17 protein-coding genes and 1 tRNA gene are annotated in these 19,142 nt (G+C 72.1%); 10 read left to right on the top strand and 8 right to left on the bottom strand.

Annotated features, from left to right (window positions below):
• Window positions 1–412 precede the first annotated feature (412 nt).
• The 4 genes from LXM90_RS05710 to aroQ form a co-directional block, all read right to left on the bottom strand.
• Entirely contained in the window at window positions 413–1,858 is a 1,446-nt protein-coding gene (locus tag LXM90_RS05710; protein ID WP_020090726.1) for an amidase, read from the bottom strand.
• Between the two features lie 207 nt (window positions 1,859–2,065).
• The gene (gene pyrC, locus LXM90_RS05705) at window positions 2,066–3,145 is read right to left on the bottom strand and encodes a dihydroorotase (RefSeq protein ID WP_205833819.1); all 1,080 of its coding nucleotides are present in this window, start codon (window positions 3,143–3,145) and stop codon (window positions 2,066–2,068) included.
• A 13-nt stretch (window positions 3,146–3,158) separates the two neighbouring features.
• Window positions 3,159–3,860, bottom strand: coding sequence for an orotate phosphoribosyltransferase (locus LXM90_RS05700; RefSeq protein ID WP_020090728.1), 702 nt, complete (start codon window positions 3,858–3,860; stop codon window positions 3,159–3,161).
• 143 nt (window positions 3,861–4,003) lie between these two features.
• Entirely contained in the window at window positions 4,004–4,453 is a 450-nt protein-coding gene (aroQ, locus tag LXM90_RS05695) for a type II 3-dehydroquinate dehydratase (protein ID WP_020090729.1), read from the bottom strand.
• A gap of 175 nt (window positions 4,454–4,628) precedes the next feature.
• Between aroQ and LXM90_RS05690 the strand changes: the two genes are divergently transcribed.
• From LXM90_RS05690 to LXM90_RS05680, 3 genes are all read left to right on the top strand, one after another.
• Complete coding sequence (locus tag LXM90_RS05690) at window positions 4,629–5,471, top strand: 3-keto-5-aminohexanoate cleavage protein (RefSeq protein ID WP_234081993.1); 843 nt, start codon at window positions 4,629–4,631, stop codon at window positions 5,469–5,471.
• 49 nt (window positions 5,472–5,520) lie between these two features.
• A complete protein-coding gene (locus LXM90_RS05685) occupies window positions 5,521–6,042 on the top strand; it encodes a hypothetical protein (RefSeq protein ID WP_020090731.1) in 522 nt (173 codons plus the stop codon).
• A gap of 98 nt (window positions 6,043–6,140) precedes the next feature.
• A tRNA-Gly gene (locus LXM90_RS05680) sits at window positions 6,141–6,214 on the top strand.
• 44 nt (window positions 6,215–6,258) lie between these two features.
• On the opposite strand, the gene LXM90_RS05675 is transcribed toward LXM90_RS05680, so the two are convergent.
• The 3 genes from LXM90_RS05675 to LXM90_RS05665 all read right to left on the bottom strand — a co-directional run bounded on the left by LXM90_RS05675 (window position 6,259) and on the right by LXM90_RS05665 (window position 9,880).
• Entirely contained in the window at window positions 6,259–7,011 is a 753-nt protein-coding gene (locus tag LXM90_RS05675; protein WP_020090732.1) for a helix-turn-helix domain-containing protein, read from the bottom strand.
• 92 nt (window positions 7,012–7,103) lie between these two features.
• Window positions 7,104–7,694, bottom strand: a complete 591-nt coding sequence (locus LXM90_RS05670; protein ID WP_020090733.1) for a class GN sortase — start codon at window positions 7,692–7,694, stop codon at window positions 7,104–7,106.
• Window positions 7,691–9,880, bottom strand: coding sequence for a marine proteobacterial sortase target protein (locus LXM90_RS05665; RefSeq protein WP_234081992.1), 2,190 nt, complete (start codon window positions 9,878–9,880; stop codon window positions 7,691–7,693). Before LXM90_RS05665 ends, LXM90_RS05670 begins: the two co-directional genes overlap by 4 nt.
• Before the next feature lie 250 nt (window positions 9,881–10,130).
• Here LXM90_RS05665 and LXM90_RS05660 point away from each other — a divergent pair, with 250 nt between their 5' ends.
• The 7 genes from LXM90_RS05660 to LXM90_RS05630 all read left to right on the top strand — a co-directional run bounded on the left by LXM90_RS05660 (window position 10,131) and on the right by LXM90_RS05630 (window position 17,714).
• On the top strand, window positions 10,131–10,862 hold the full coding sequence (locus tag LXM90_RS05660) for an NUDIX hydrolase (RefSeq protein ID WP_020090735.1): 732 nt from the start codon (window positions 10,131–10,133) through the stop codon (window positions 10,860–10,862).
• Between the two features lie 73 nt (window positions 10,863–10,935).
• Window positions 10,936–11,922 carry an SPFH domain-containing protein gene (locus LXM90_RS05655; RefSeq protein ID WP_056531582.1) on the top strand — a complete coding sequence of 329 codons (987 nt, stop codon included), beginning with the start codon at window positions 10,936–10,938 and terminating at the stop codon, window positions 11,920–11,922.
• Between the two features lie 11 nt (window positions 11,923–11,933).
• A complete protein-coding gene (locus LXM90_RS05650; RefSeq protein WP_234081989.1) occupies window positions 11,934–12,827 on the top strand; it encodes a hypothetical protein in 894 nt (297 codons plus the stop codon).
• 536 nt (window positions 12,828–13,363) lie between these two features.
• Window positions 13,364–14,416 (top strand): ABC transporter substrate-binding protein, encoded by a 1,053-nt coding sequence (locus LXM90_RS05645; protein ID WP_234081987.1) that lies wholly within the window; start codon window positions 13,364–13,366, stop codon window positions 14,414–14,416.
• 4 nt (window positions 14,417–14,420) lie between these two features.
• Window positions 14,421–15,350 carry an ABC transporter permease gene (locus tag LXM90_RS05640; protein ID WP_234081984.1) on the top strand — a complete coding sequence of 310 codons (930 nt, stop codon included), beginning with the start codon at window positions 14,421–14,423 and terminating at the stop codon, window positions 15,348–15,350.
• Window positions 15,340–16,146 (top strand): ABC transporter ATP-binding protein, encoded by an 807-nt coding sequence (locus tag LXM90_RS05635; protein WP_234081982.1) that lies wholly within the window; start codon window positions 15,340–15,342, stop codon window positions 16,144–16,146. Before LXM90_RS05640 ends, LXM90_RS05635 begins: the two co-directional genes overlap by 11 nt.
• 26 nt (window positions 16,147–16,172) lie before the next feature.
• A complete protein-coding gene (locus LXM90_RS05630) occupies window positions 16,173–17,714 on the top strand; it encodes an amidohydrolase family protein (RefSeq protein WP_234081981.1) in 1,542 nt (513 codons plus the stop codon).
• A 22-nt stretch (window positions 17,715–17,736) separates the two neighbouring features.
• On the opposite strand, the gene gudD is transcribed toward LXM90_RS05630, so the two are convergent.
• A complete protein-coding gene (gene gudD, locus LXM90_RS05625) occupies window positions 17,737–19,086 on the bottom strand; it encodes a glucarate dehydratase (RefSeq protein WP_234081980.1) in 1,350 nt (449 codons plus the stop codon).
• Window positions 19,087–19,142: the final 56 nt, after the last annotated feature.

Below are 19,142 nucleotides of genomic sequence, written 5' to 3'. Positions count from 1 at the left end.
GGCCACCGCGATCCCATGATCGCCGCCCTGCCCCGTCCTCTCTCCCGGCACCCCCGTCACGCGGGGCGGTCTCCGCCTCGCCCGAAGGTGCCTCTCGCCTCGGTCACCCGTCTGCGCCGATCCCATGCCGCCCTGGAGCGGGCAACAAAAAAGGGCCCCGAGGGACCCTGCATGCGCCACCGCTCGGATCGCGACCCTCGTTCAGGGCCGCCCCGTCGGTGACGCTACCGCTACAATAAGGACCGTCGTCATCGGAAACCCGAAACTGCCCCGCGGCGGCCCCATGATCCGGAACTGGCTCATAGTCGGCGCGCGAAGTGTCGGGCCTCTTAGCGGAGAGCGCGGAGCCGGTCAACGCGTCCGTGCGTGCAATCGCGTTGGTTCCGCGCCGGTTGAGTGCCGGAGCCGCGGCTCACTGCAGCGGCGGCGGGTAGCGGCGCACCCAGCCGCTCGCCGCGTCGTAGGCGGCGCCGAGCTGCAGGCAGGCGAGCTCGCCGTGGTTCGGACCGACGATCTGGATGCCAGTGGGCAGACCGGCCTCGCCGAAGCCCGCCGGCACGGCGAGCGACGGGAGGCCCGACATCGTCGCGGGGATCGTGATCTGCATCCAGCGGTGGTAGGTGTCCATCGCCCGTCCGCCCACCGTCTCGGGCCAGCGCAGGCCCTTGTCGAACGGGAAGACCTGGGCGCTGGGCATGACCACGTAGTCGTAGGTCTTCATGAAGCGGCGCAGGGTCTCGTACCAGCGGGTGCGGCCCTCCAGCGCCGCGATGATCCGGTCGGCGCCGAGCGCCAGCCCCCGCTCGACCTCCCAGGCCGCCTCCGGCTTCAGCAGGACCCGGTGGCGGAGCTCGTCGTAGAACGGGCGGAGGTTCGCCGCGACGGTGAAGGCCCGCAGCACCAGCCAGTCCTGCCAGAGGGTCTCCATGTCGTAGCGCGGCATCGCCTCCTCGACGGTGCAGCCGATCTCCGCGAAGGTGGCGAGCGCCGAACGCCCGACGTCGAGCACGCCGGGATCGAACGGGATCTGGCCGCCGCAATCCCCGAGCCACGCGATCCGGGTCCCGCGGAAATCGCGGGCGAGCGGGCTCGCGAAGGCGGACGGGTCCTGCCGAATGGCGTTCGGGCAGCGCGGGTCGTAGCCCGCCAGCACCGAGAGCATCAGGCCGATATCGCCGGGCGTGCGCCCGATCGCCCCGAGCACGCCGAGGTTCGGGCTGAACACGTCCTTGGCCTCGGCGGGGATCCGGCCCCAGCTCGGGCGCAGGCCGTAGCAGTTGTTGAAGGCCGGCGGGTTGCGCAGGGAGCCGGCATGGTCGCTGCCGTCGGCGACCGGCTGCATCCGCAAGGCGACTGCGACCGCGGCGCCGCCGCTCGAGCCGCCCCCGGTCTTGGCCGGATCGTAGGCGTTGCCGGTGGCGCCGTAGACCGGGTTGAAGCTGTGCGAGCCCAGGCCGAACTCGGGGATGTTGGTCTTGCCGATGAAGATCGCCCCGGCGGCGCGCAGGCGCGTCACCATGATCGAGTCGGTGTCGGCGACCCGGTCGGCGAAGATCGGGGAGCCCTGCGTGAACCGCAGGCCGCGGACTGGGTCGAGATCCTTCACGGCCAGCGGGAAGCCGTGCAGCGGCCCGACGGCGTCCCCCCGCGCCAGCGCGGCGTCGGCGGCCTCGGCCTCCCGCAGGAGCGCGGCATCGTCGGCGAGGCCCACGAGGGCGTTCACCTGCGGGTTGATCCGATGGATCCGCTCCAGATAGGCGCGCATCACCTCCACGCAGGAGATCACTCGGCCATGGATGGCGGCGGCGAGGTCCACGGCGCCGAGCGCCGTGATGCCATCCTGTCGCGCGTCCTGCATCTTGCCCTCCCCCGGATCGACGGAAGATCGGTAACCGGAGGTTGGATCCAGGCAAAGATGGCTCTGGCTGATTGGATGGAGTGCCGATCATCGTCGTTGCGAGCGCAGCGAAGCAATCCAGTGTCGCGCGACGATCACCGATGTCGCGCATCCCTGGGTCGCTTCGCTGCGCTCGCGATGACGGAGCGCACCCATCGCCCTGATTCGCTATACCACCGACCAGGGCAGCGTCTCCTCGCCGCGGAACACGACGACTGCCGTGTCGTCGACCGCGACGGCCTCGGCGATGCGGCTCTCCCGCCGCTCCAGGGTCACGGTCCCGGCATTCGGCTCCAGCCCGTGGAAGCGGGCTCCGTTGAGCGACGCGAAGGCCTCGAACTTGTCGAGCGCCCCCTCCTCGTCGAAGACCTGCACGTAGGTCTGGAGCGCGGAAGGCCCGCAGAACACGCCGGCGCAGCCGCAGGACGCCTCCTTGGCCCCGCGGACATGCGGCGCGGTGTCGGTGCCGAGATAGAAGCAGGCCTCGCCGGAGGTCGCGGCCTCGCGCAGGGCCAAACGGTGCCGCTCGCGCTTGGCCACCGGCAGGCAGTACAGGTGCGGGCGCAGCCCCCCCTGGAAGATGTGCGTCCGGTTGATCACGAGGTGGTGCGGCGTGATCGTCGCCGCGCACCGGCTCCGGTGTTCCCGGACCACGTCGAGGATCTCCGCCGTGGTGGCGTGCTCCACGGTGACCTTCAGCCCTTGATGGCGGCCGAGCAGCGGGATCAGGCTGCCCTCCATGAAGGCGGCCTCCCGGTCGAAGATGTCGATCTCCGGGTCGGTCGCCTCGCCGTGGATCAGGAGCGGCATGCCGATCCGCTCCATGCGCTCCAGGACGGGGGTAATGCCGACGAGGTCCGTGACGCCCGCGTGCGAATTCGTGGTCGCGCCGGCCGGGTAGAGCTTCGCAGCGACCCAGACCTTCTCCCGAAATCCGCGCTCGATCTCGTCCGGGTCGGTGTCGTCCCGCAGGTAGCAGGTCATCAGCGGCGTGAAGTCCTGGCCTTCCGGCAGCGCGGCAAGGATACGCTCGCGATAGGCGCTGGCGGCCGCCACCGTGGTCACCGGCGGCACGAGGTTCGGCATGATGATGCCCCGGGCGAACTGCGCCGCCGTGTAGGGCAGCACCGCCTTCAGCATCGCGCCGTCGCGCAGGTGGATGTGCCAGTCGTCAGGCCGCCGGATCGTGATCCGGTCGACGGTCTTCGCGTCCTGGCGCTCAGCGGGGAACAGGTCGGCGACGCTCATCGCGGGATGCCCCTCAGGCCTGGCCGAAGGCGGAGATGCCGCCGTGGGCCGCCGACCACTCCGCCGGCGCGTTGAGGAAGCGCTCGACCTCGGCCAGCGTCTTCGGGTCGAAGGTGCCCATCTCCTTGGCCACCGCCAGCACGTCCCACCACGTGGTGAGGTAGTGGAGCTTGATACCGATCTCCTCCATCAGCGCGGCGCTGTCAGGGAAGATGTCGTAGTAGAACAGCACGAAGCAGTGCTCGACCTGGGCGCCCGAATCGCGGAGGGCCTTGCAGAAATTGACCTTGCTGCGCCCGTCGGTGGCGAGGTCCTCGACGAGCAGCGTCCGGGCGCCCTCGACGATCTCACCCTCGATCTGGGCGTTGCGGCCGAACCCCTTAGGCTTCTTCCGGATGTACTGCATCGGCAGCATCATCCGGTCGGCGATCCAGGCCGCGAAGGGGATGCCGGCGGTCTCGCCGCCGGCGATGTGGGTCAGCTTCTCGTAGCCGATCTCGCGCACGATGGTGGCGGTGGCGAAATCCATCAGCGTCGAGCGCAGGCGCGGGAACGAGATGATCTTCCGGCTGTCGGTGTAGACCGGGCTCGCCCAGCCCGAGGTGAACTTGAACGGCTCGTCCTTGTAGAAGAGCACCGCCTCGATCTCGAGGAACATCTTGGCCGCCTCGCGGGCGATCACTTTCCGGTCGAGGGGCAGGAAGGGGCTGGTCATGCGGCGTGCGCGCTCCGCTTGGGGCGCTCTCCGGGGCCTTGAGAACCGGTCCGGCCAGAGAGATCGCGTGGGAATAGGGCCTGACCGCCCTCCTCCGCCCTGTCTCCGCCAGCGTCAACCCTGATCGCGGCGCTATCCGCGCCTCACGCAGGTCTGCCGGCCCGCAGATGCGCGAGGTGCCGGATCGCCAGCGCGTAGCCGTGCGTGCCGAATCCCGCCAGCACGGCCGTGGCCGCGAGCGAGAGGTAGGAATGGTGGCGGAACGCCTCGCGGCGGTGGACATTCGAGATGTGGCACTCGATCACCGGCACCTCGCAGGTGTTCAGCGCGTCGAGGATGGCGACCGAGGTGTGGGTGTAGGCGCCCGCATTGATGACGATGCCGGTCGAGCCGACGCGGTACTCGTGGATCGCGTCGATCAGCACATGTTCGGCGTTGCTCTGGCGGAAATCGACCGCGAGGCCGAGGCCGGCGGCCGTCTCGCGGCACAGGGCCTCGACGTCGGCCAGCGTCTCGCGGCCGTAGATCTCCGGCTGGCGCTTGCCGAGCAGGTTCAGGTTCGGCCCGTTCAGGACCAGGACGGTGTCGTTCATCGTGTGCCTCGCGGGTCGAGAGGTGCGGCAAGCGCCCGCAAGACTCAAGTCCGGGCTGTCATCCGGCCGGAGATGTCCCGCACACGGAGCTGCCGCCCGCGCCGGGCGGTTCAGATCCGGATCCCGCGGCGCTATCCCGGTCGCGGAAGCCCGATGCGGCAGGGAGGACAGGCGAATGGCAGGATCCCGGAGCGACGCGCCCGTGGTGATCGCGGTGGCGATCACCGGCTCGGTGCCGCGCAAGACCGACAACCCGGCCGTTCCGGCCACCGTGCCCGAGCAGATCGAGTCGACGCAGCAGGCCTTCGAGGCCGGCGCCACGCTCTGCCACATCCACGTGCGCAACGACGACGAGTCGCCCTCCTCCGATCCGGACAGGTTCGCCGCCGTGCAGGAGGGGCTGCGCCGGCACTGCCCGGGGATGATCGTGCAGTTCTCGACGGGCGGGCGCGGGCGCGACCCGGCCGCCCGCGGCCTCTCGCTCAAGCACCGGCCCGACATGGCCTCCCTGTCCACCGGCTCGGTGAACTTCCCGACGATCGTCTACGAGAATTCCGCGAGCCTCGTGACCGACCTCGCCGGCCAGATGAAGCAGTACGGCGTCCGGCCCGAGATCGAGATCTTCGACCTCTCGCACCTGCACGGCGCCAAGCGGCTGGTGGAGGCGGGCCTGATCGACGCGCGCCCGCACGTGCAGTTCGTCATGGGCGTCCAGAACGCGATGCCGGCCGAGGAGCACCTCCTCGACATCCTGCTCGCCGAGACCCGGCGGATCCTGCCGGAGGCGACCTGGACGGCGGCCGGGATCGGGCGCAACCAGGCGATCGTGATGGACTGGGCACTCGCCCGCGGGGCGGACGCGGTCCGCACCGGCCTGGAGGACAACATCCGGGTGACGAAGGACCGCTTGGCGGCGAGCAACGCCGAGCTCGTCGGCCTCGCCGCCGAGGCTGTGGCCTGCCACGGCCGCCGCGTCGCCACGCCCGCGGAGGCCCGCGCCGCCCTGGGCCTGGGTTGAGCGGGCGCAGATGTTGCCGCGGTCGCGCGGTGGAGACGGCACCGGATCCATGCGCCTCACGACACGCACGCCGTCCCGACCGCGATCCCTGATCGTCGGCTGCGCCGCCGCGGCCTGCGCGTTCCTGGTCGTGTCCTCGGAGGCTCCCGGTCAGGCCGGACCGGGATCGGCGGAGGCGCTCGTGAACGGGATCCAGACCATTCGGCGCGGCGACACCGTCACGAAGGTCGACCGGACCGGCAAGGGTGCGGTGCTGTGCATGCGCGGCATCCTGCAGGCGATGCGCGCCGTCGGACAGGCGTGCCACGCCGGCGCCGACCCGGACTTCCAGCAGGAATTGCGCGCCGCGCTCGCGCGCATCGATCGCTTCATCGCCGACAACGCCCCGGACGGGGCCGGCCCGCCGCGCGACGGGACGACGGAACCGGAGCAGCGGCCCGGCGCGGTCTGCGGCCGCGACGCGGAGGCCCTGTACGAGGCCCTGCGGACCGGCGGCGCCGCGGGCCTGCGCGCCCAGGTCGACGACCTGCTCTCGACCCCGCGCGAGCCGGTCATGAATCCGTGTCTGTGAGCCGGCCAGCGACGTCGCGGTTTCGGGACGTCGCCCGCGCGGCGGCGATCCCGACCCACCTTCTCACGGCCGACCCGGCGTGCTAACGATCCGCCCGCGCGGGTGTAGCTCAATGGTAGAGCAGCAGCCTTCCAAGCTGAATACCCGGGTTCGATTCCCGGTACCCGCTCCAAGCCCGCCGCGCGCCGCGCCTTCGGGCTCATCCGTCAGATCCCGTCAGGCGACGCCCGTGAAGAAGGTGGCGTAGCCGTCGTCGTTCACCCGGGCGAGATAGGCCCGGTACGGACCGTAGCCCGGCTCCTCCGGCCCGATCCGCCCGTATCCGTGCGCGCCCGCCTGCTCGGGCAACAGCGCCAGGGGCGCCGCGGCCGGGGTCAGCTGCGTGCCGCGCCCGGCGTGGAGCGTCGTCAGGACCCCGTACATCTCGCCCTGGATGTTGGGGCGGCACAGCACCGCGAGGCGGTGCTGTCCGTGCCAGTTGGTCACGAGGTAGATCATGCCCGACTGGCTCGGCACGGCGACGCTGCCGGACTGCGCGAAGGGCGCGTCGAGCCGCTCGGCCTCGCGGAACACGAGGCGGGCCGCGTCCGCGTCCCAGGCGATCTCGGTGCGGTAGGCGAAGATCGCGTCCGCCGACCCGAACGAGGGCCGCAGGGTGAGGTAGCGCCCCTCGATCCAGGCGACGCTCTCCCGCGAGTAGGAGCCGAGCTCGTCGGGCGCGTGACGGGCCGCCTCCGGGGCCGGGCGCGCCGTCTCCTGGCGCAGGGACTGGCCCAAGGCTTCCTCCAGCCGGATCGTCGTCGCCAGGGTGAAGGGCCTGCGGCCGGCGAGCGCCTTCTCCAGGGTCGAGATGCTGATCCGGGCCTCCTCGGCCAGCGTCTGCCGCGAGATGCGCCGGCGGGCCAGCGCCTCGCGCACGGTCTGGGCAATGGCGCGGCTCTGCGCCTCGGACAGTTCAATCTCGCTCACAGGCACGGCTCGCACGGGCTTGACCCGCACAGATCCGCACGAAACCGCACATTCGCGCAAGCGCGGCCAAGCTGACCGTCCACGCCGAGCCGTCAGGAACGCTCCGGCTCCGGGGCCAGCTCGGTCTCGACGATAAGCCTGAGCGGACCGGCCTGCAGCGCCTCCAGGGGCCAGCAGGTGACGAGGTCGAGATGCCGCCCCGGGGCCTCCGGGTCGATGCCCGAGGCGTCCCAGCGGGCCACCCGCGTGCCGGTGACGCGGAAGCGCAGAATCCGGCCGTCGCGGCCGGTCACCGTGACGGGATCGCCGGGCCCGAGCTGTCCCAGCACCGCGAACTGCGTGTCGCGGTGGGCGGCGATGACCGCGGTGCCGGGCGCGCCGGCCTCCGGGGTGCCGTCCAGGTGGCCGGGGCCGAAGGCCAGGGCCTGGCCGCTCCCGCCCCGCAGCACCACGAAGCTGCGGCCCGCGACGGTGAGCCGGGCGACCGGCTCGGTGTCGGCCCAGGGCCAGGGCCGGGCGGGCCGACCCTCGGCCAGGGTGCGGGCGAAGGCGCGCTCCAGCAGCAGCTGGGCCAGGACGGCCTTGGCGGGGATCCAGGCGGCCTGCGCCGCGAGCCCGAGCCCCGCGAGGGTGAGGAGGGCCGCGAGGGCCCTCCCCAGTCCGGTCACCGTGCGCCGGCTCATCGCGCGTCCCCGGTCCGCCGGCCGCCGATCGTCAGGCCGGTGCCGAGCAGGAGACCCAGCAGGGCGAGGAGCAGGCCCAGGCCGAGCTGCGCCACGATGCCGGCCCCGGTCCGCGGCAGGTCGACCGCCGCGCCCTCGGCCCGGATCGGCACGATCCGCGCTGCCCCGTCGTCGGCGGGCGTGGCGCCCGGCCGGTCCGTGCCGAACACCTTGGCGAAGTCCCAGCCCGCCGGCAGGTTCAGCGGCAGGTCGGCGGCGACGAGGGGCGTGCCGGGCGCGCGGCGCGGCGTGGCGTCGACGGCCACGAGGCTGGTCAGCCGCGTCGTCAGGCCGTGCTCCAGGGCCAGCGCCAGGATCGCGGCGTCGGCCGCGTCCGCGCCGAGGCGCCCCGTGATGCGCGCCGTCTCGGTCTCGCCGATCCGGGAGCGCGCCCAGACCTTGGAGATGCCGGCGCCCGCACCCGCCTCGGCGAGGGGGAGCGTCCGGGTCCATGTCCGGCCGCCCACCCGGCCCGTGACGGTCACGGTCCCGCGGGCCGTTTCCTCGGCCGCTCCCGGCAGAAGCGCGGCGAAGACCAGCGGCTCGCCGCGATACAGGTCGGGCAGCGCGCCCGGCGTGACCTCGACGCCCGAGACCGAGAAGGTCGCGGTCAGGTCGGTGACGGCGGGGGATTCCAGCTTCTCGTAGAGCGCGCGGGTCCGCTCGCCGACCTGCGCGAGGTCGCGGATCTCGGTGAAGCTGCCGCGTCCGATCTCGGCGGCGTGGCGCATCAGGTGGCCGTTGGGCGCCGAGCCGATGCCGACCATGAACAGGCGCGTGCGCCCGAGATTGGCGTGGATCGCCGCGAAGATCCGCTCCTCGTCGCCGACGGCGCCGTCGGTGAGGAACACGACCTGCCGGACGCGCCCGTCCTCGGGGTGCGGGTCGGCGAGGGCCGCCTTGAGCGGCGCCAGCATCTCGGTGCCGCCGCGGGCTTCCAGAGCGGCGACGAAGGCCTGGGCCTGCGCCAGGGCCTCCGGCGTCGCCGGGACGGGCGCGGGATGAAGCGCGTCCCAGGTGTCGTCGAAGCGGATGACGTTGAAGCGGTCCGACGGGGTCAGGCGGGCGAGACCGGCGAGCAGCCCGGCCTTGGCCTGCCGCATCGAGGCGCCCGACATCGAGCCGGAATTGTCGATGACGAAGGTGACGTCGCGCGCCGGCCGGGCGGCCGTGTCGGTCTCGATCGCCGGCGGGCTCACGGCGGCCAGCAGGTAGGTCCGGCCCGCCACGGTCTCGCGGAACAGGCCGAGGCCGGGCACCCGGCTCGGGACCGGCGCCCAGGTCAGCTCGAGGTCGCGGTCGGCCGGGACGACGCCGTCGGCGAGCGTGACGGTCCGCGCCTCCGGGCCGGTCTCGGTCACGCGGATCGCGTGGGTCGCGCTGCGGACGTCACCGACGGGGAAGCCCGCCTTCAGCCGCACGGTGACGGCGACCGGGTTGGTCGGCGACGACAGGGCCGGGTCGAGCACCGGCGGGCTGATCCGGGCGCGATCCGGAACCGGGTCGCGGGCCGCTCCGGCCACGCCGTCGAGGGAGACCGCGTCCACCGGGGCGGGGGCGGGATTGTAGCGGGGCGCGACCACCAGGGGCAGGCGCAGCGTCCGCGTCTCGCCCGAGACGGGGATCGTCTGCTGATAGGTGATCTGGACCACCACCGTCTCGCCGGGGCCGATATTGGCGACCGCGTTGGTGAAGACGTTGGGCCGCTCCTGCGCGGTCAGCGCCGCCGACTGCCCGGCCGCCTTCGCGGCCTCGTAGGCGCGCTTGGCCGCCGCCCGCTCGCGGATGTCGGCGATGATCACGCGGGAGCCGACGACGAGCTTCATCCCGTCGACGGCCGCGTCCTCCGGCAGGGGGTACAGGTAGGTGCCCTCGACCCAGTCCGCCGTGACGTTGCGGAAGGCCTGGGTGACGGTGGCCCGGGCGGTCGGGCCGCTGACGTCGACGCTGATGTCGGTCGCCAGTTGGACGGCCTCGACCGGCGCGGTGCCGGCCGGCCCGCGCAGGGTGAGGCCACCCCGGTCTCGGCCCGGCGCCGCGTGGGCCGAGGCGAGCATGATGAGCAGCGCCAGCAGCGCGAGGAAGAGCGGTGACAGCGCGGCGTTGCGGGGGGGCTCGACCGCGGATCGTGGAGCGAAGAACGGCATCGGGGAAACCTCCTGCACCGGCGGATCGATGCCGGCTCGCCGCTGAAGCTCCCGCGCCAGCCCCTCGGTCGCCACGAGAAGCTTCGCCCTTTTCCAGGCTCAGACCGCACCGGCCGGCCGTGCCCGGGCGGATCTGTGCGGAGCCGGTGCGGAGCTGTGCGTTCCGCGGCGCTTCCCGGCGAATCCGCTCTCGGCTTGACATATGCGCAATCTGCGTCTTAGTTATGCTCAACTTGAGCAGAAAAGACCGATGACCGAGTCCGAGTTCCTGGCAGGCTACGATCCTGCGGCCTACGAGCGGCCCGCCCTGGCGGTCGATCTCGTCCTGCTGGGGATCCGGGCGGGCCGGCTCGCCGCCCTCCTGCTGCGGCGGAGCCAGCAGCCGCAGGCGGGCCTCTGGGCCCTGCCGGGCGGGTTCGTGGGCATCGCCGAGACCCTCGACGCCGCCGCGGAGCGCGTCCTGCGCGACAAGGCCGGCATCGGGCGGGCGCGGCTCGAGCAGCTCTACACCTTCGGCGCCGTTGATCGGGATCCGCGGATGCGGATCGTCTCGGTGGCCTACCTCGCGCTGCTGCCGGAGGCGGCCTTCGTCGAGGCCCTGGCGGGCGGTGCCGGGCTCGCGGCGGCGGTGCTGGTCGTGCCCTGGGCGGGCGAGTCCGGCGGCCCGGTCTCGGCCGAGGCGGAGGACGGCGCGCCCCTCGCCCTCGCCTTCGACCACGCCGACATCCTCGCGCTCGCCGTGAAGCGGCTGCGCGGCAAGCTCGACTACACGGATGTCGGCTTCGCGCTGCTCCCGGAGCACTTCACCCTCCGGCAGCTTCAGGACGTGCACGCGGCGATCCGCGGCGTGCCCCTCAACAAATCCGCCTTCCGGCGCCGCATGCGCGACCGGGGCTGGATCGCGCCGACAGGCGCCCGCGAGGCCGGGACGGCGTTCCGCCCCGCCGAACTCTTCCGCTTCGACAGGTCAGGCCAGTTCTAAGCCTTTGTTTCAACGCGCTCTCTTGAGCCGAACCGGTATCCACTTCGGCGGAGAGCGCTTCGAGGAGCCCATCATGGCCACGGTCCGCAACATCGGTGTCATCGCCCAGCTTCGGAGCGAGGCGAGCAGCCACATCATCCGCTTCCGCAACGGTCGTGTCCGGCAGAGCGGGCGGGGTCTGGTCTTCTGGTTCCGGCCCGAGACCGCCAGCATCAGCGAGGTGCCGGTGGACGACCGCGAGATGACGCTCTTCGTCCGCGGCCGCAGCCGGGACTTCCAGACCGTCGTGGTCCAGGGGACGATCGGCTGGCACGTCGTCGATCCGGAGCTGCTGGCGAGCCGCGTCGACTTCTCGATCGACCTCCGAACCGGGCGCCTGCAGGGCGAGCCGATCGAGCGGATCGAGGCGCGCCTCGGCGGCATCGCCAGCCAGGCGGCGCTCCAGTATCTCGGGGCGAGCCCGATCGGCGCCCTCCTCGACGCGGGTCCGGAGCCGCTGCGCGCCGTGCTGGAACGGGTGCTGTCCGACGCCCCGGCGCTGGCCGAGATCGGCGTGGCGGCGGTGTCGGTGCGGCTCACCAACCTCGCGCCGACGAGCGAGCTGGAGCGCGCCCTGCAGACCCCGACCTTCGAGGCCCTGCAGCAGAAGGCCGACGAGGCGACCTTCGCGCGGCGCGCCCTGGCGGTCGAGAAGGAGCGCGCCATCGCGGAGAACGAGCTCGCCACGAAGACCGAGCTGGCCCGGCGCGAGACCGTGCTGATCGCGCAGGAGGCCGAGAACGCCCGCGACCGCGCCGCCGGCGTCGCGGAGGCGCGGGGCCTGGAGGCGGCCGCGGAGGCCGAGCGGATCCGCCTCGTCGAGGGAGCCCGGGCCGACGCGGAGCAGCGCCGCGCCGCCGTCTACCGGGACATGCCGCCCGCCGTCCTGCTCGGGCTGGCGGCCCGGGAACTCGCCGGCAAGCTGGAGACGATCGAGCACGTCAACGTCACGCCGGACCTGCTGGCGGCCGTCCTCGGCGAGTTCCGGGGCGCGCTGTCCCCGCGGCTCGCGCCGCGCTGAGGAGGCCCGCCATGCCGGCCGTCACACCCCGCGTGGTCTTCGTGATCCGCGACACGGATTACGAGCTGCTCATCGCCCGGCACGCGACCCGCGGCCAGGTCCGGTTCTTCCTGGAGAGCCGGGGCCAGACGCTCGCCGAGGTCGAGGCGCGCCACGCGCAGTTCCAGGCCGTGCTCGCCGAGGCCCGGTCCGCCGTGCCGCTGGACTGGCGGCAAGCCCTGGTGCGGCGCCCCGACCTCGACCGCTTCCTCTTCGCCCCCGAGGACGTGGTCGTGGCGGTGGGGCAGGACGGGCTCGTGGCCAACGTCGCCAAGTACCTCGACGGGCAGCCGGTGGTCGGCGTCAACCCGGCGCCCGACCTCTACGACGGCGTGCTGGCCCGGGCGCGGGTCGAGGCCCTGCGCGCGCTCCTGCCCGCCAGCGCGGCCGGCGCCGCGCCCCTCCAGCGGCGCACCATGGTGCAGGCGACCTTCGACGGCGGCGAGCGGCTGCTCGCCCTGAACGAGATCTTCGTCGGCCACCGCAGCCACCAATCGGCGCGCTACCGCATCGACGACGGGGCGCGGGCGGAGGACCACTCGTCGAGCGGTCTGATCGTGGCCTCGGGCACCGGCCTGACCGGCTGGGCGCGCTCGATCAGCGAGGCGACGCACCTCACCGTGGAGGTGGGCATCGAGGAGGCGGCCTTCGGCTACTGGGTGCGCGAGCCGTTCCCGAGCGTCGCCACCGGCACCGAACTCCGCGGCGGCAAGTTCGCCGGCTCGCCCCTCACGGTGGTGTCGCGGATGAACGAGGGCGGCGTGGTGTTCTCGGACGGGATCGAGCAGGATTTCGTCGCCTTCGACTGGGGGCGGCGGGTGAGCCTCGCGCCGGCCGACCGCACCTTCAACCTCGTGGCCGCGTAACGCGGCGCCGACCGGGCGCCCGACGACCGCCTGTGCGCGAGGCTCGGGATGCTGCCCGAGGGCCCGCTCCGCGCGTTCTTCGCCCGCGCGGGACCGGCATTGGCCGAAGAGCCCGGCTGAACACGCCGGCGGCAGACAGCCGCTTTCGCGGGCGTCGAACAGGTCGATGCGACACCTCCGTCATCACGAGCGCAGCGAAGTGACCCAGGGCAGCGCGACGTCCGGAGGCGTGGCGCGGCTGGATTGCTTCGCTCCGCTCGCAATGACGGCGGTGCCGTTCCTCGACAGCGCCGACGGGTGAGGCGCGCCGCCAACACCGCAGGTTCCCGCGTCTGGCACGCTTCTTGGTTCGTATTCACCAGCGCAGCGTCGCCCCGGCGGCGGCTAGAGGTTGGCGTGCCGTCGATGTGGTGAGGTGCCGGGCGACCGGATCTCCGCGACTGCCTTGAGCCTGTCCCGAGCTCCGATCCCTCCGTTTCAGCACCGGCACGCGCCGTCCGGCGGATCGCGCGATCCGCCCTCTGAGGAGAGTCGATATGTGCGACCGTCACGGCGATTATCGCGTCCCGGATCTCACGCGGTTCAAGCCCAGTCGCAGGCGCTTCCTCGGCGGGACCGCCGCCGCGCTGACCCTGGCGGTGGGCCCGGGCCTGACCGGCCCGGCCGCGGCGGCCACCGGCATCCGCGCGACCCACGGCACCGGGTTCTGCAACCTCAACTTCTTCCTGGCCGAGGCGATGCAGCTCGCCAAGGATGACGGGCTGACCATCGACTTCGTCAACACGCCGACCTTCTCGGATCAGGTCACCTTCCTCGGCATGGGCCAGGTCGATGCCGGCGTGATGCCCTACACGAGCTTCATGGCCCTCTACGACGCGGGTGCTCCCGTGAAGATCGTGGCCGGCGGCGGCATCGAGGGCTGCGTGCTCGTGGCCCAGCCCGGCCTCGACAGCCCGGAGAAGCTCAAGGGCAAGACGCTCGGGACCTTCCAGCTCGATACGCTCGAGGTCCTGCCTTACGACTGGCTGAAGAAGAACGGCGTCGCCTTCAAGGACATCACCGTCCGCTACATGGGCTCGACCCCGGAGGCCGTGGAGGCGTTCCGCGCCGGGGCGCTGGACATCATCTCGACCATCGAGCCCTACGGCACGGCGCTGCTCACCGACGTGAAGGGCGCGGTGAAGCTCTCCGACGGGACCGACATCTACGGCAAGGGCTACACCGACTGCGTGCTGGCGGTCCGCAACGAGCTGATCGCCAAGAACCCGGCCGCCGTGAAGGCCCTGATCAAGGGCATGATGAAGGCCCAGGCGCTGGCGGAGGGCGACCCCCAGGCCGCCCTAAACAAGCTCGTCGGCTCCTACTACAAGACCTCGATGAGCAACGCCCAGCTCGCCATGGGCCGGCAGCCCTCGGTGGTCGACGCCCGCAACCAGACGCAGTTCATCCTCGACCGGACCGATTCCGTCGCCGAGATGGGCTACATCAAGAAGAAGCCCGGCCGCGACGCGATCGACTGGACCCTGCTGGAACAGGTCATCGCCGAGAACCCGGACCTCTACGGCAAGCTCAAGCTGAAGTCGGCCTGAGCGGATGGCCACCTTCCTCGCCCGCGCCGCCGCCGTCCCGCAGGACCGGCCGCGCCTCCCGCTCGGTCAACGCCTCGCGCTGCCCGAAGGGTTCGTCCCCCTGCTCCGCCGGATCGGATGGATGCTGGTCTCGGTCGGTTCCTTCGCCGGCCTCTGGGAGCTGCTCTGGGCGCTCGGCATCGCCGACGCCAAGCTCCTGCCGCCGCCGCACATCTTCCTCGGCAACCTCGCCGAGCAGGCGCGCTTCTTCAACACCGCGCAGCGCTGGCAGATCGGCACCGGGATGAATACCGGCCCCAGCCCCGCCATGGCGGTGCTGATCACCGTGCTCGCCTCGACCGGCCGGGTGCTGGCGGGCCTCGCCCTGGCGGCCTCCCTGTCGATCCTGGTCGGGGTGGCGATCCGCTACTTCAAGCTGTTCGAGCGGCTGACCCTGCCGACCATCACGCTCCTGGCGCCGGTCTCGCCGATCGCGTGGCTGCCGGTGGCGATCTTCATGTTCGGGATCGGCAACGCCCCGGCGATCTTCATGGTGTTCATCGCCCTGTTCTTCACGATGGTGCTCTCGACCATCCAGCAGATCGACGGGGTCAACCGCAACTTCATCAACGTCGCCCGGACCATGGGGGCGTCGAAGCGCCAGATCTACGCCCGGGTGATCGTGCCGGCGATCCTGCCGGGACTGCTCGCGGTGCTGCGCCTCAACCTGTTCGGCGCCTGGATGGTGGTGCTCGTCGCCGAGGCGACCGGCGTCGGCTACGGGCTCGGCCAGGTGATCATGCTGGCGCGCAACACCTTCAACCCGTCGCTCGTGTTCTTCACCATCACGCTGATCGGCCTGCTCGGCTTCGCCTTCGACCTGCTGTTCCGGCTGGTCCAACGGCGGCTGCTGTACTGGCTGCCGCGCGACGCGGGGTCCTCCCTTGGCCTCTGATCCCGCATCCGAGGACGCCGTCGCGTGCCGCGGCGTCGCCAAGGTCTGGGCGGCCGGCACCGCCCGCGCCCACGAGGCCCTGCGCGACATCGACCTGACCGTGCGGCCCGGCGAGTTCGTGGTGTTCCTCGGCCCCTCGGGCTGCGGGAAGAGCACGCTGCTCTACCTGATCGCCGGGCTCGAACCCACCTCCGGGGGCGAACTCCTGGCCTTCGGCGAGGCCGTCACCGGTCCGTCGCCGGAGCGCAGCCTGATCTTCCAGGAGACCTCGCTGCTGCCCTGGCTCAGCGTCTGGCAGAACGTCAGCTTCGGCCTGTCGCTGAAGGGCGTGCCGGAGGCCGAGCGCCGGAGCGTCGCCCGGGCGGCGCTCCAGCGCGTCGGCCTCGCCGAGGCCTTCGACAAGCGGCCGGACGAGCTGTCCGGCGGCATGCGCCAGCGCGTGGCGGTGGCGCGGGCGCTGGCCATGCGCCCGAAGGTACTGCTGATGGACGAGCCCTTCGCGGCGCTCGACGTCCAGACCCGCCAGAAGATGCAGGACTTCCTGCTCGACGTCTGGCGCGACAGCGGCGCCTCGGTGCTGTTCGTGACCCACCACATCGACGAGGCGGTGGCGCTCGCCGACCGGGTGGTGGTGTTCACCGCCCGCCCCGGGCGGATCAAGACGATCGTCCGCAACGACCTCGCCCGCCCGCGCGACCCGTTCTCGCCCGAGGCGGAGGCCTTGCGGCGGCACCTCACCGAGCTCCTGCGCGACGAGGTCGACCGGGCCTTCGCCGAGCAGGAAGCGCTCGTCTGACCCCCTCCCCCAACACGGACACGACCATGGCCACATCGCTGATCCGCAGCCGGCGGATGATCACCCGCACCCTCGACCACGATCGCTGGGAGGAGATCGCCGACGGCGCGGTTCTTCAGAAGGACGGGGTCATCGCCGCGGTCGGCACCTACGCGGACCTGCACGCCCGCTATCCCGACGCACCCGTGATCGGGTCCGGCCGCGAGATCCTGCTGCCGGGCTTCGTCAACGGCCACCACCATGTCGGCCTGACGCCGGTGCAGCTCGGCTCCCCCGACATGCCCCTGGAGCTGTGGTTCGTCACCCGCATGGTGGCACGCAACCTGAACCTCTACCTCGACACCCTGTACTCGGCCTTCGAGATGGTCGGCTCCGGGATCACCACGGTCCAGCACATCCACGGCTGGATGCCCGGCAGCCTGGAAGAGGTCGAGGCGCGCTCCAACGAGGTGCTGCGCGCCTATCGCGACATCGGCATGCGGGTCTCGTACTGCTTCGCGGTCCGCGACCAGAACCGCCTCGTCTACCAGGCCGATAGGGACTTCGTGGCGAGCCTGCCGGCGCCGCTGCAGGACCCGATGAAGCGCTGGTTCGAGCGCTTCCAGATGTCCCTGGAGGACAATTTCTCGCTCTTCCGCAGCCTGCATGCCGGTCAGGAGGGCGCGTCGCGGGCGAAGATCCAGCTCGCCCCCGCCAACCTGCACTGGTGCTCGGACGCGGCCCTCGAGGGCTTGGCCGGCCTGTCCGAATCCTACGACGTGCCGATGCACATGCACCTCGTCGAGACCGCCTACCAGAAGGCCTACGCGGAGAAGCGCGGCGGCGGGACCGCGGTCGAGTACCTCGACCGGTTCGGCATGCTGGGGCCCCTCCTGACGCTCGGCCACGGCGTCTGGCTCAACGAGTCCGACATCGACCGGGTGGCGGCGACCGGCACCTGCATCTGCCACAACTGTTCCTCGAACTTCCGGCTGCGCTCCGGCGTGGCGGCGCTCAACCGCTTCGAGGCGAAGGGGATCAACACGGCGATCGGCCTCGACGAGGCGGGCATCAACGACGACCGCGACATGCTGCAGGAGATGCGCCTCGTGCTGCGCGCCCACCGGGTGCCCGGCATGGACGAGGCCGACGTGCCGAGCATGGCGCAGGTGCTGCGCATGGCGACCGTCGGAGGCGCCCGCACCACCCCCTACGGCGACAGCCTCGGCACGATCGAGGTCGGCAAGGGCGCCGACATGGTCCTGATCGACTGGGACCAGATCGCCTACCCGTATCTCGACCCGGAGACGCCGCTCCTCGACGCGGTGATCCAGCGGGCCAAGACCGGCGGCGTCACTGCGGTTCTGTGCGAGGGTGAGGTGCTCTACGCGGACGGCCGCTTCACCCGGGTCGACCGCGACGCCGCCCTGAAGGCGCTCCACGACGACCTGTCGCGGGCGCTCTCGGACGACGAGGTCGAGCGGCGCCAGCTGTCGAAGGCGCTGCTCCCCCACGCGCGGCGCTTCTACGCCGACTACATCGACCCGTCGCGGCACGAGCCGTTCTACCGCCCGAGCTCGCGCGTCTGACGGCGCGGGCCCGGGCCGGGCCTCAGCGGACCAGGCAGGGCTTCTTGTTGTCGAAGGTCCAGCCGGGGATCAGGAACTGCATGGCGGCCGCGTCGTCGCGGGCGCCGAGGCCGTGGTCGCGGTAGAGGGCGTGGGCCTCCTCAACCGCCGACATGTCGAGCTCGATGCCGAGGCCCGGCCGCTCCGGCACCCGCACGAGGCCGCCGCGGATCGCCAGCGGCTCCTTGGTCAGGCGCTCGCCGTCCTGCCAGATCCAGTGGGTGTCGATCGCCGTGACGTTGCCGGGCGCCGCCGCGGCCACGTGGGTGAACATCGCGAGCGACACGTCGAAGTGGTTGTTCGAGTGCGAGCCCCAGGTCAGGCCGTGGTCGCGGCACAGCTGGGCCACCCGGACCGAGCCGGCGAGCGTCCAGAAATGCGGGTCGGCCAGCGGGATGTCGACGGCGCCGAGCTGGATCGCGTGGTTCATCTGGCGCCAGTCGGTGGCGATCATGTTGGTGGCGGTGGGCAGGCCGGTGGCGCGGCGGAACTCCGCCATGATCTCGCGGCCCGAGAACCCGCCCTCGGCGCCGCAGGGATCCTCCGCGTAGGCCAGGACGTGGCCCTGGCCCTTGCAGAGGCGGATCGCCTCCGCGAGGGACCACGCGCCGTTCGGGTCGAGCGTGACCCGCGCCTTGGGGAACCGCTCGTGGATCGCGGTGACGGCGGCGATCTCCTCCTCGCCGCGCAGCACGCCGCCCTTCAGCTTGAAGTCGTTGAAGCCGTACCGGTCGTAGGCGGCCTCGGCGAGCCGGGCGACGGCCTCCGGGGTCAGCGCCTCCTCGTCGCGCAGGCGGAACCAGCCGTCGCGGGCGGTCGGCGCACGGTAATCGAGATCCGTGCGGGTGCGGTCGCCGACGTAGAACAGGTAGCCCAGCATCTCGACGGCGTCGCGCTGCTGGCCCTCGCCCAGGAGGGCGGCCACCGGCACGTCGAGGTACTGGCCGAGCAGGTCGAGGAAGGCGGATTCGACGGCCGTGACCGCGTGGATGGTGATGCGCAGGTCGAAGGTCTGCAGGCCGCGCCCGCCGACGTCGCGGTCGGCGAAGCGCGTCCGCATGGCGTTGAGCACCGCGTTCCAGGCGCCGAGCGGCTGCCCGACGACGAGGTCCCGGGCATCCTCCAGGGTCTTGCGGATGCCCTCGCCGCCGGGGACCTCGCCGAGGCCGGTGGCGCCGGTGGAGTCGGTCAGGATCACGAGGTTGCGGGTGAAGTACGGGCCGTGCGCGCCCGAGAGGTTGAGCAGCATGCTGTCGTGGCCGGCCACCGGCACGACCTTCATGGCGGTCACGGTCGGCGTGTGGCGGGCGGCGTGGCGACTGTCGTTCAGCATGGCGTCCTCCTCGGGGCCCCCGGCCGGTCTGCGCCGGGCGCGAGGCGGGATCGATG

Source organism: Methylobacterium oryzae (assembly GCF_021398735.1).
In the GTDB taxonomy this organism is placed as follows: Bacteria; Pseudomonadota; Alphaproteobacteria; order Rhizobiales; family Beijerinckiaceae; genus Methylobacterium.
This window is presented reverse-complemented; position numbering and strand designations above follow the sequence as displayed.

What these genes read in the sequence shown, in the direction of transcription:
- LXM90_RS05710 (WP_020090726.1), bottom strand. Translation starts at nt 1,858, where the DNA reads ATGCAGGACGCGCGACAGGATGGCATCACGGCGCTCGGCGCCGTGGAC.
- pyrC (WP_205833819.1), bottom strand. Translation starts at nt 3,145, where the DNA reads ATGAGCGTCGCCGACCTGTTCCCCGCTGAGCGCCAGGACGCGAAGACC.
- LXM90_RS05700 (WP_020090728.1), bottom strand. Translation starts at nt 3,860, where the DNA reads ATGACCAGCCCCTTCCTGCCCCTCGACCGGAAAGTGATCGCCCGCGAG.
- aroQ (WP_020090729.1), bottom strand. Translation starts at nt 4,453, where the DNA reads ATGAACGACACCGTCCTGGTCCTGAACGGGCCGAACCTGAACCTGCTC.
- LXM90_RS05690 (WP_234081993.1), top strand. Translation starts at nt 4,629, where the DNA reads ATGGCAGGATCCCGGAGCGACGCGCCCGTGGTGATCGCGGTGGCGATC.
- LXM90_RS05685 (WP_020090731.1), top strand. Translation starts at nt 5,521, where the DNA reads ATGCGCCTCACGACACGCACGCCGTCCCGACCGCGATCCCTGATCGTC.
- LXM90_RS05670 (WP_020090733.1), bottom strand. Translation starts at nt 7,694, where the DNA reads ATGAGCCGGCGCACGGTGACCGGACTGGGGAGGGCCCTCGCGGCCCTC.
- LXM90_RS05665 (WP_234081992.1), bottom strand. Translation starts at nt 9,880, where the DNA reads ATGCCGTTCTTCGCTCCACGATCCGCGGTCGAGCCCCCCCGCAACGCC.
- LXM90_RS05660 (WP_020090735.1), top strand. Translation starts at nt 10,131, where the DNA reads ATGACCGAGTCCGAGTTCCTGGCAGGCTACGATCCTGCGGCCTACGAG.
- LXM90_RS05655 (WP_056531582.1), top strand. Translation starts at nt 10,936, where the DNA reads ATGGCCACGGTCCGCAACATCGGTGTCATCGCCCAGCTTCGGAGCGAG.
- LXM90_RS05650 (WP_234081989.1), top strand. Translation starts at nt 11,934, where the DNA reads ATGCCGGCCGTCACACCCCGCGTGGTCTTCGTGATCCGCGACACGGAT.
- LXM90_RS05645 (WP_234081987.1), top strand. Translation starts at nt 13,364, where the DNA reads ATGTGCGACCGTCACGGCGATTATCGCGTCCCGGATCTCACGCGGTTC.
- LXM90_RS05640 (WP_234081984.1), top strand. Translation starts at nt 14,421, where the DNA reads ATGGCCACCTTCCTCGCCCGCGCCGCCGCCGTCCCGCAGGACCGGCCG.
- LXM90_RS05630 (WP_234081981.1), top strand. Translation starts at nt 16,173, where the DNA reads ATGGCCACATCGCTGATCCGCAGCCGGCGGATGATCACCCGCACCCTC.
- gudD (WP_234081980.1), bottom strand. Translation starts at nt 19,086, where the DNA reads ATGCTGAACGACAGTCGCCACGCCGCCCGCCACACGCCGACCGTGACC.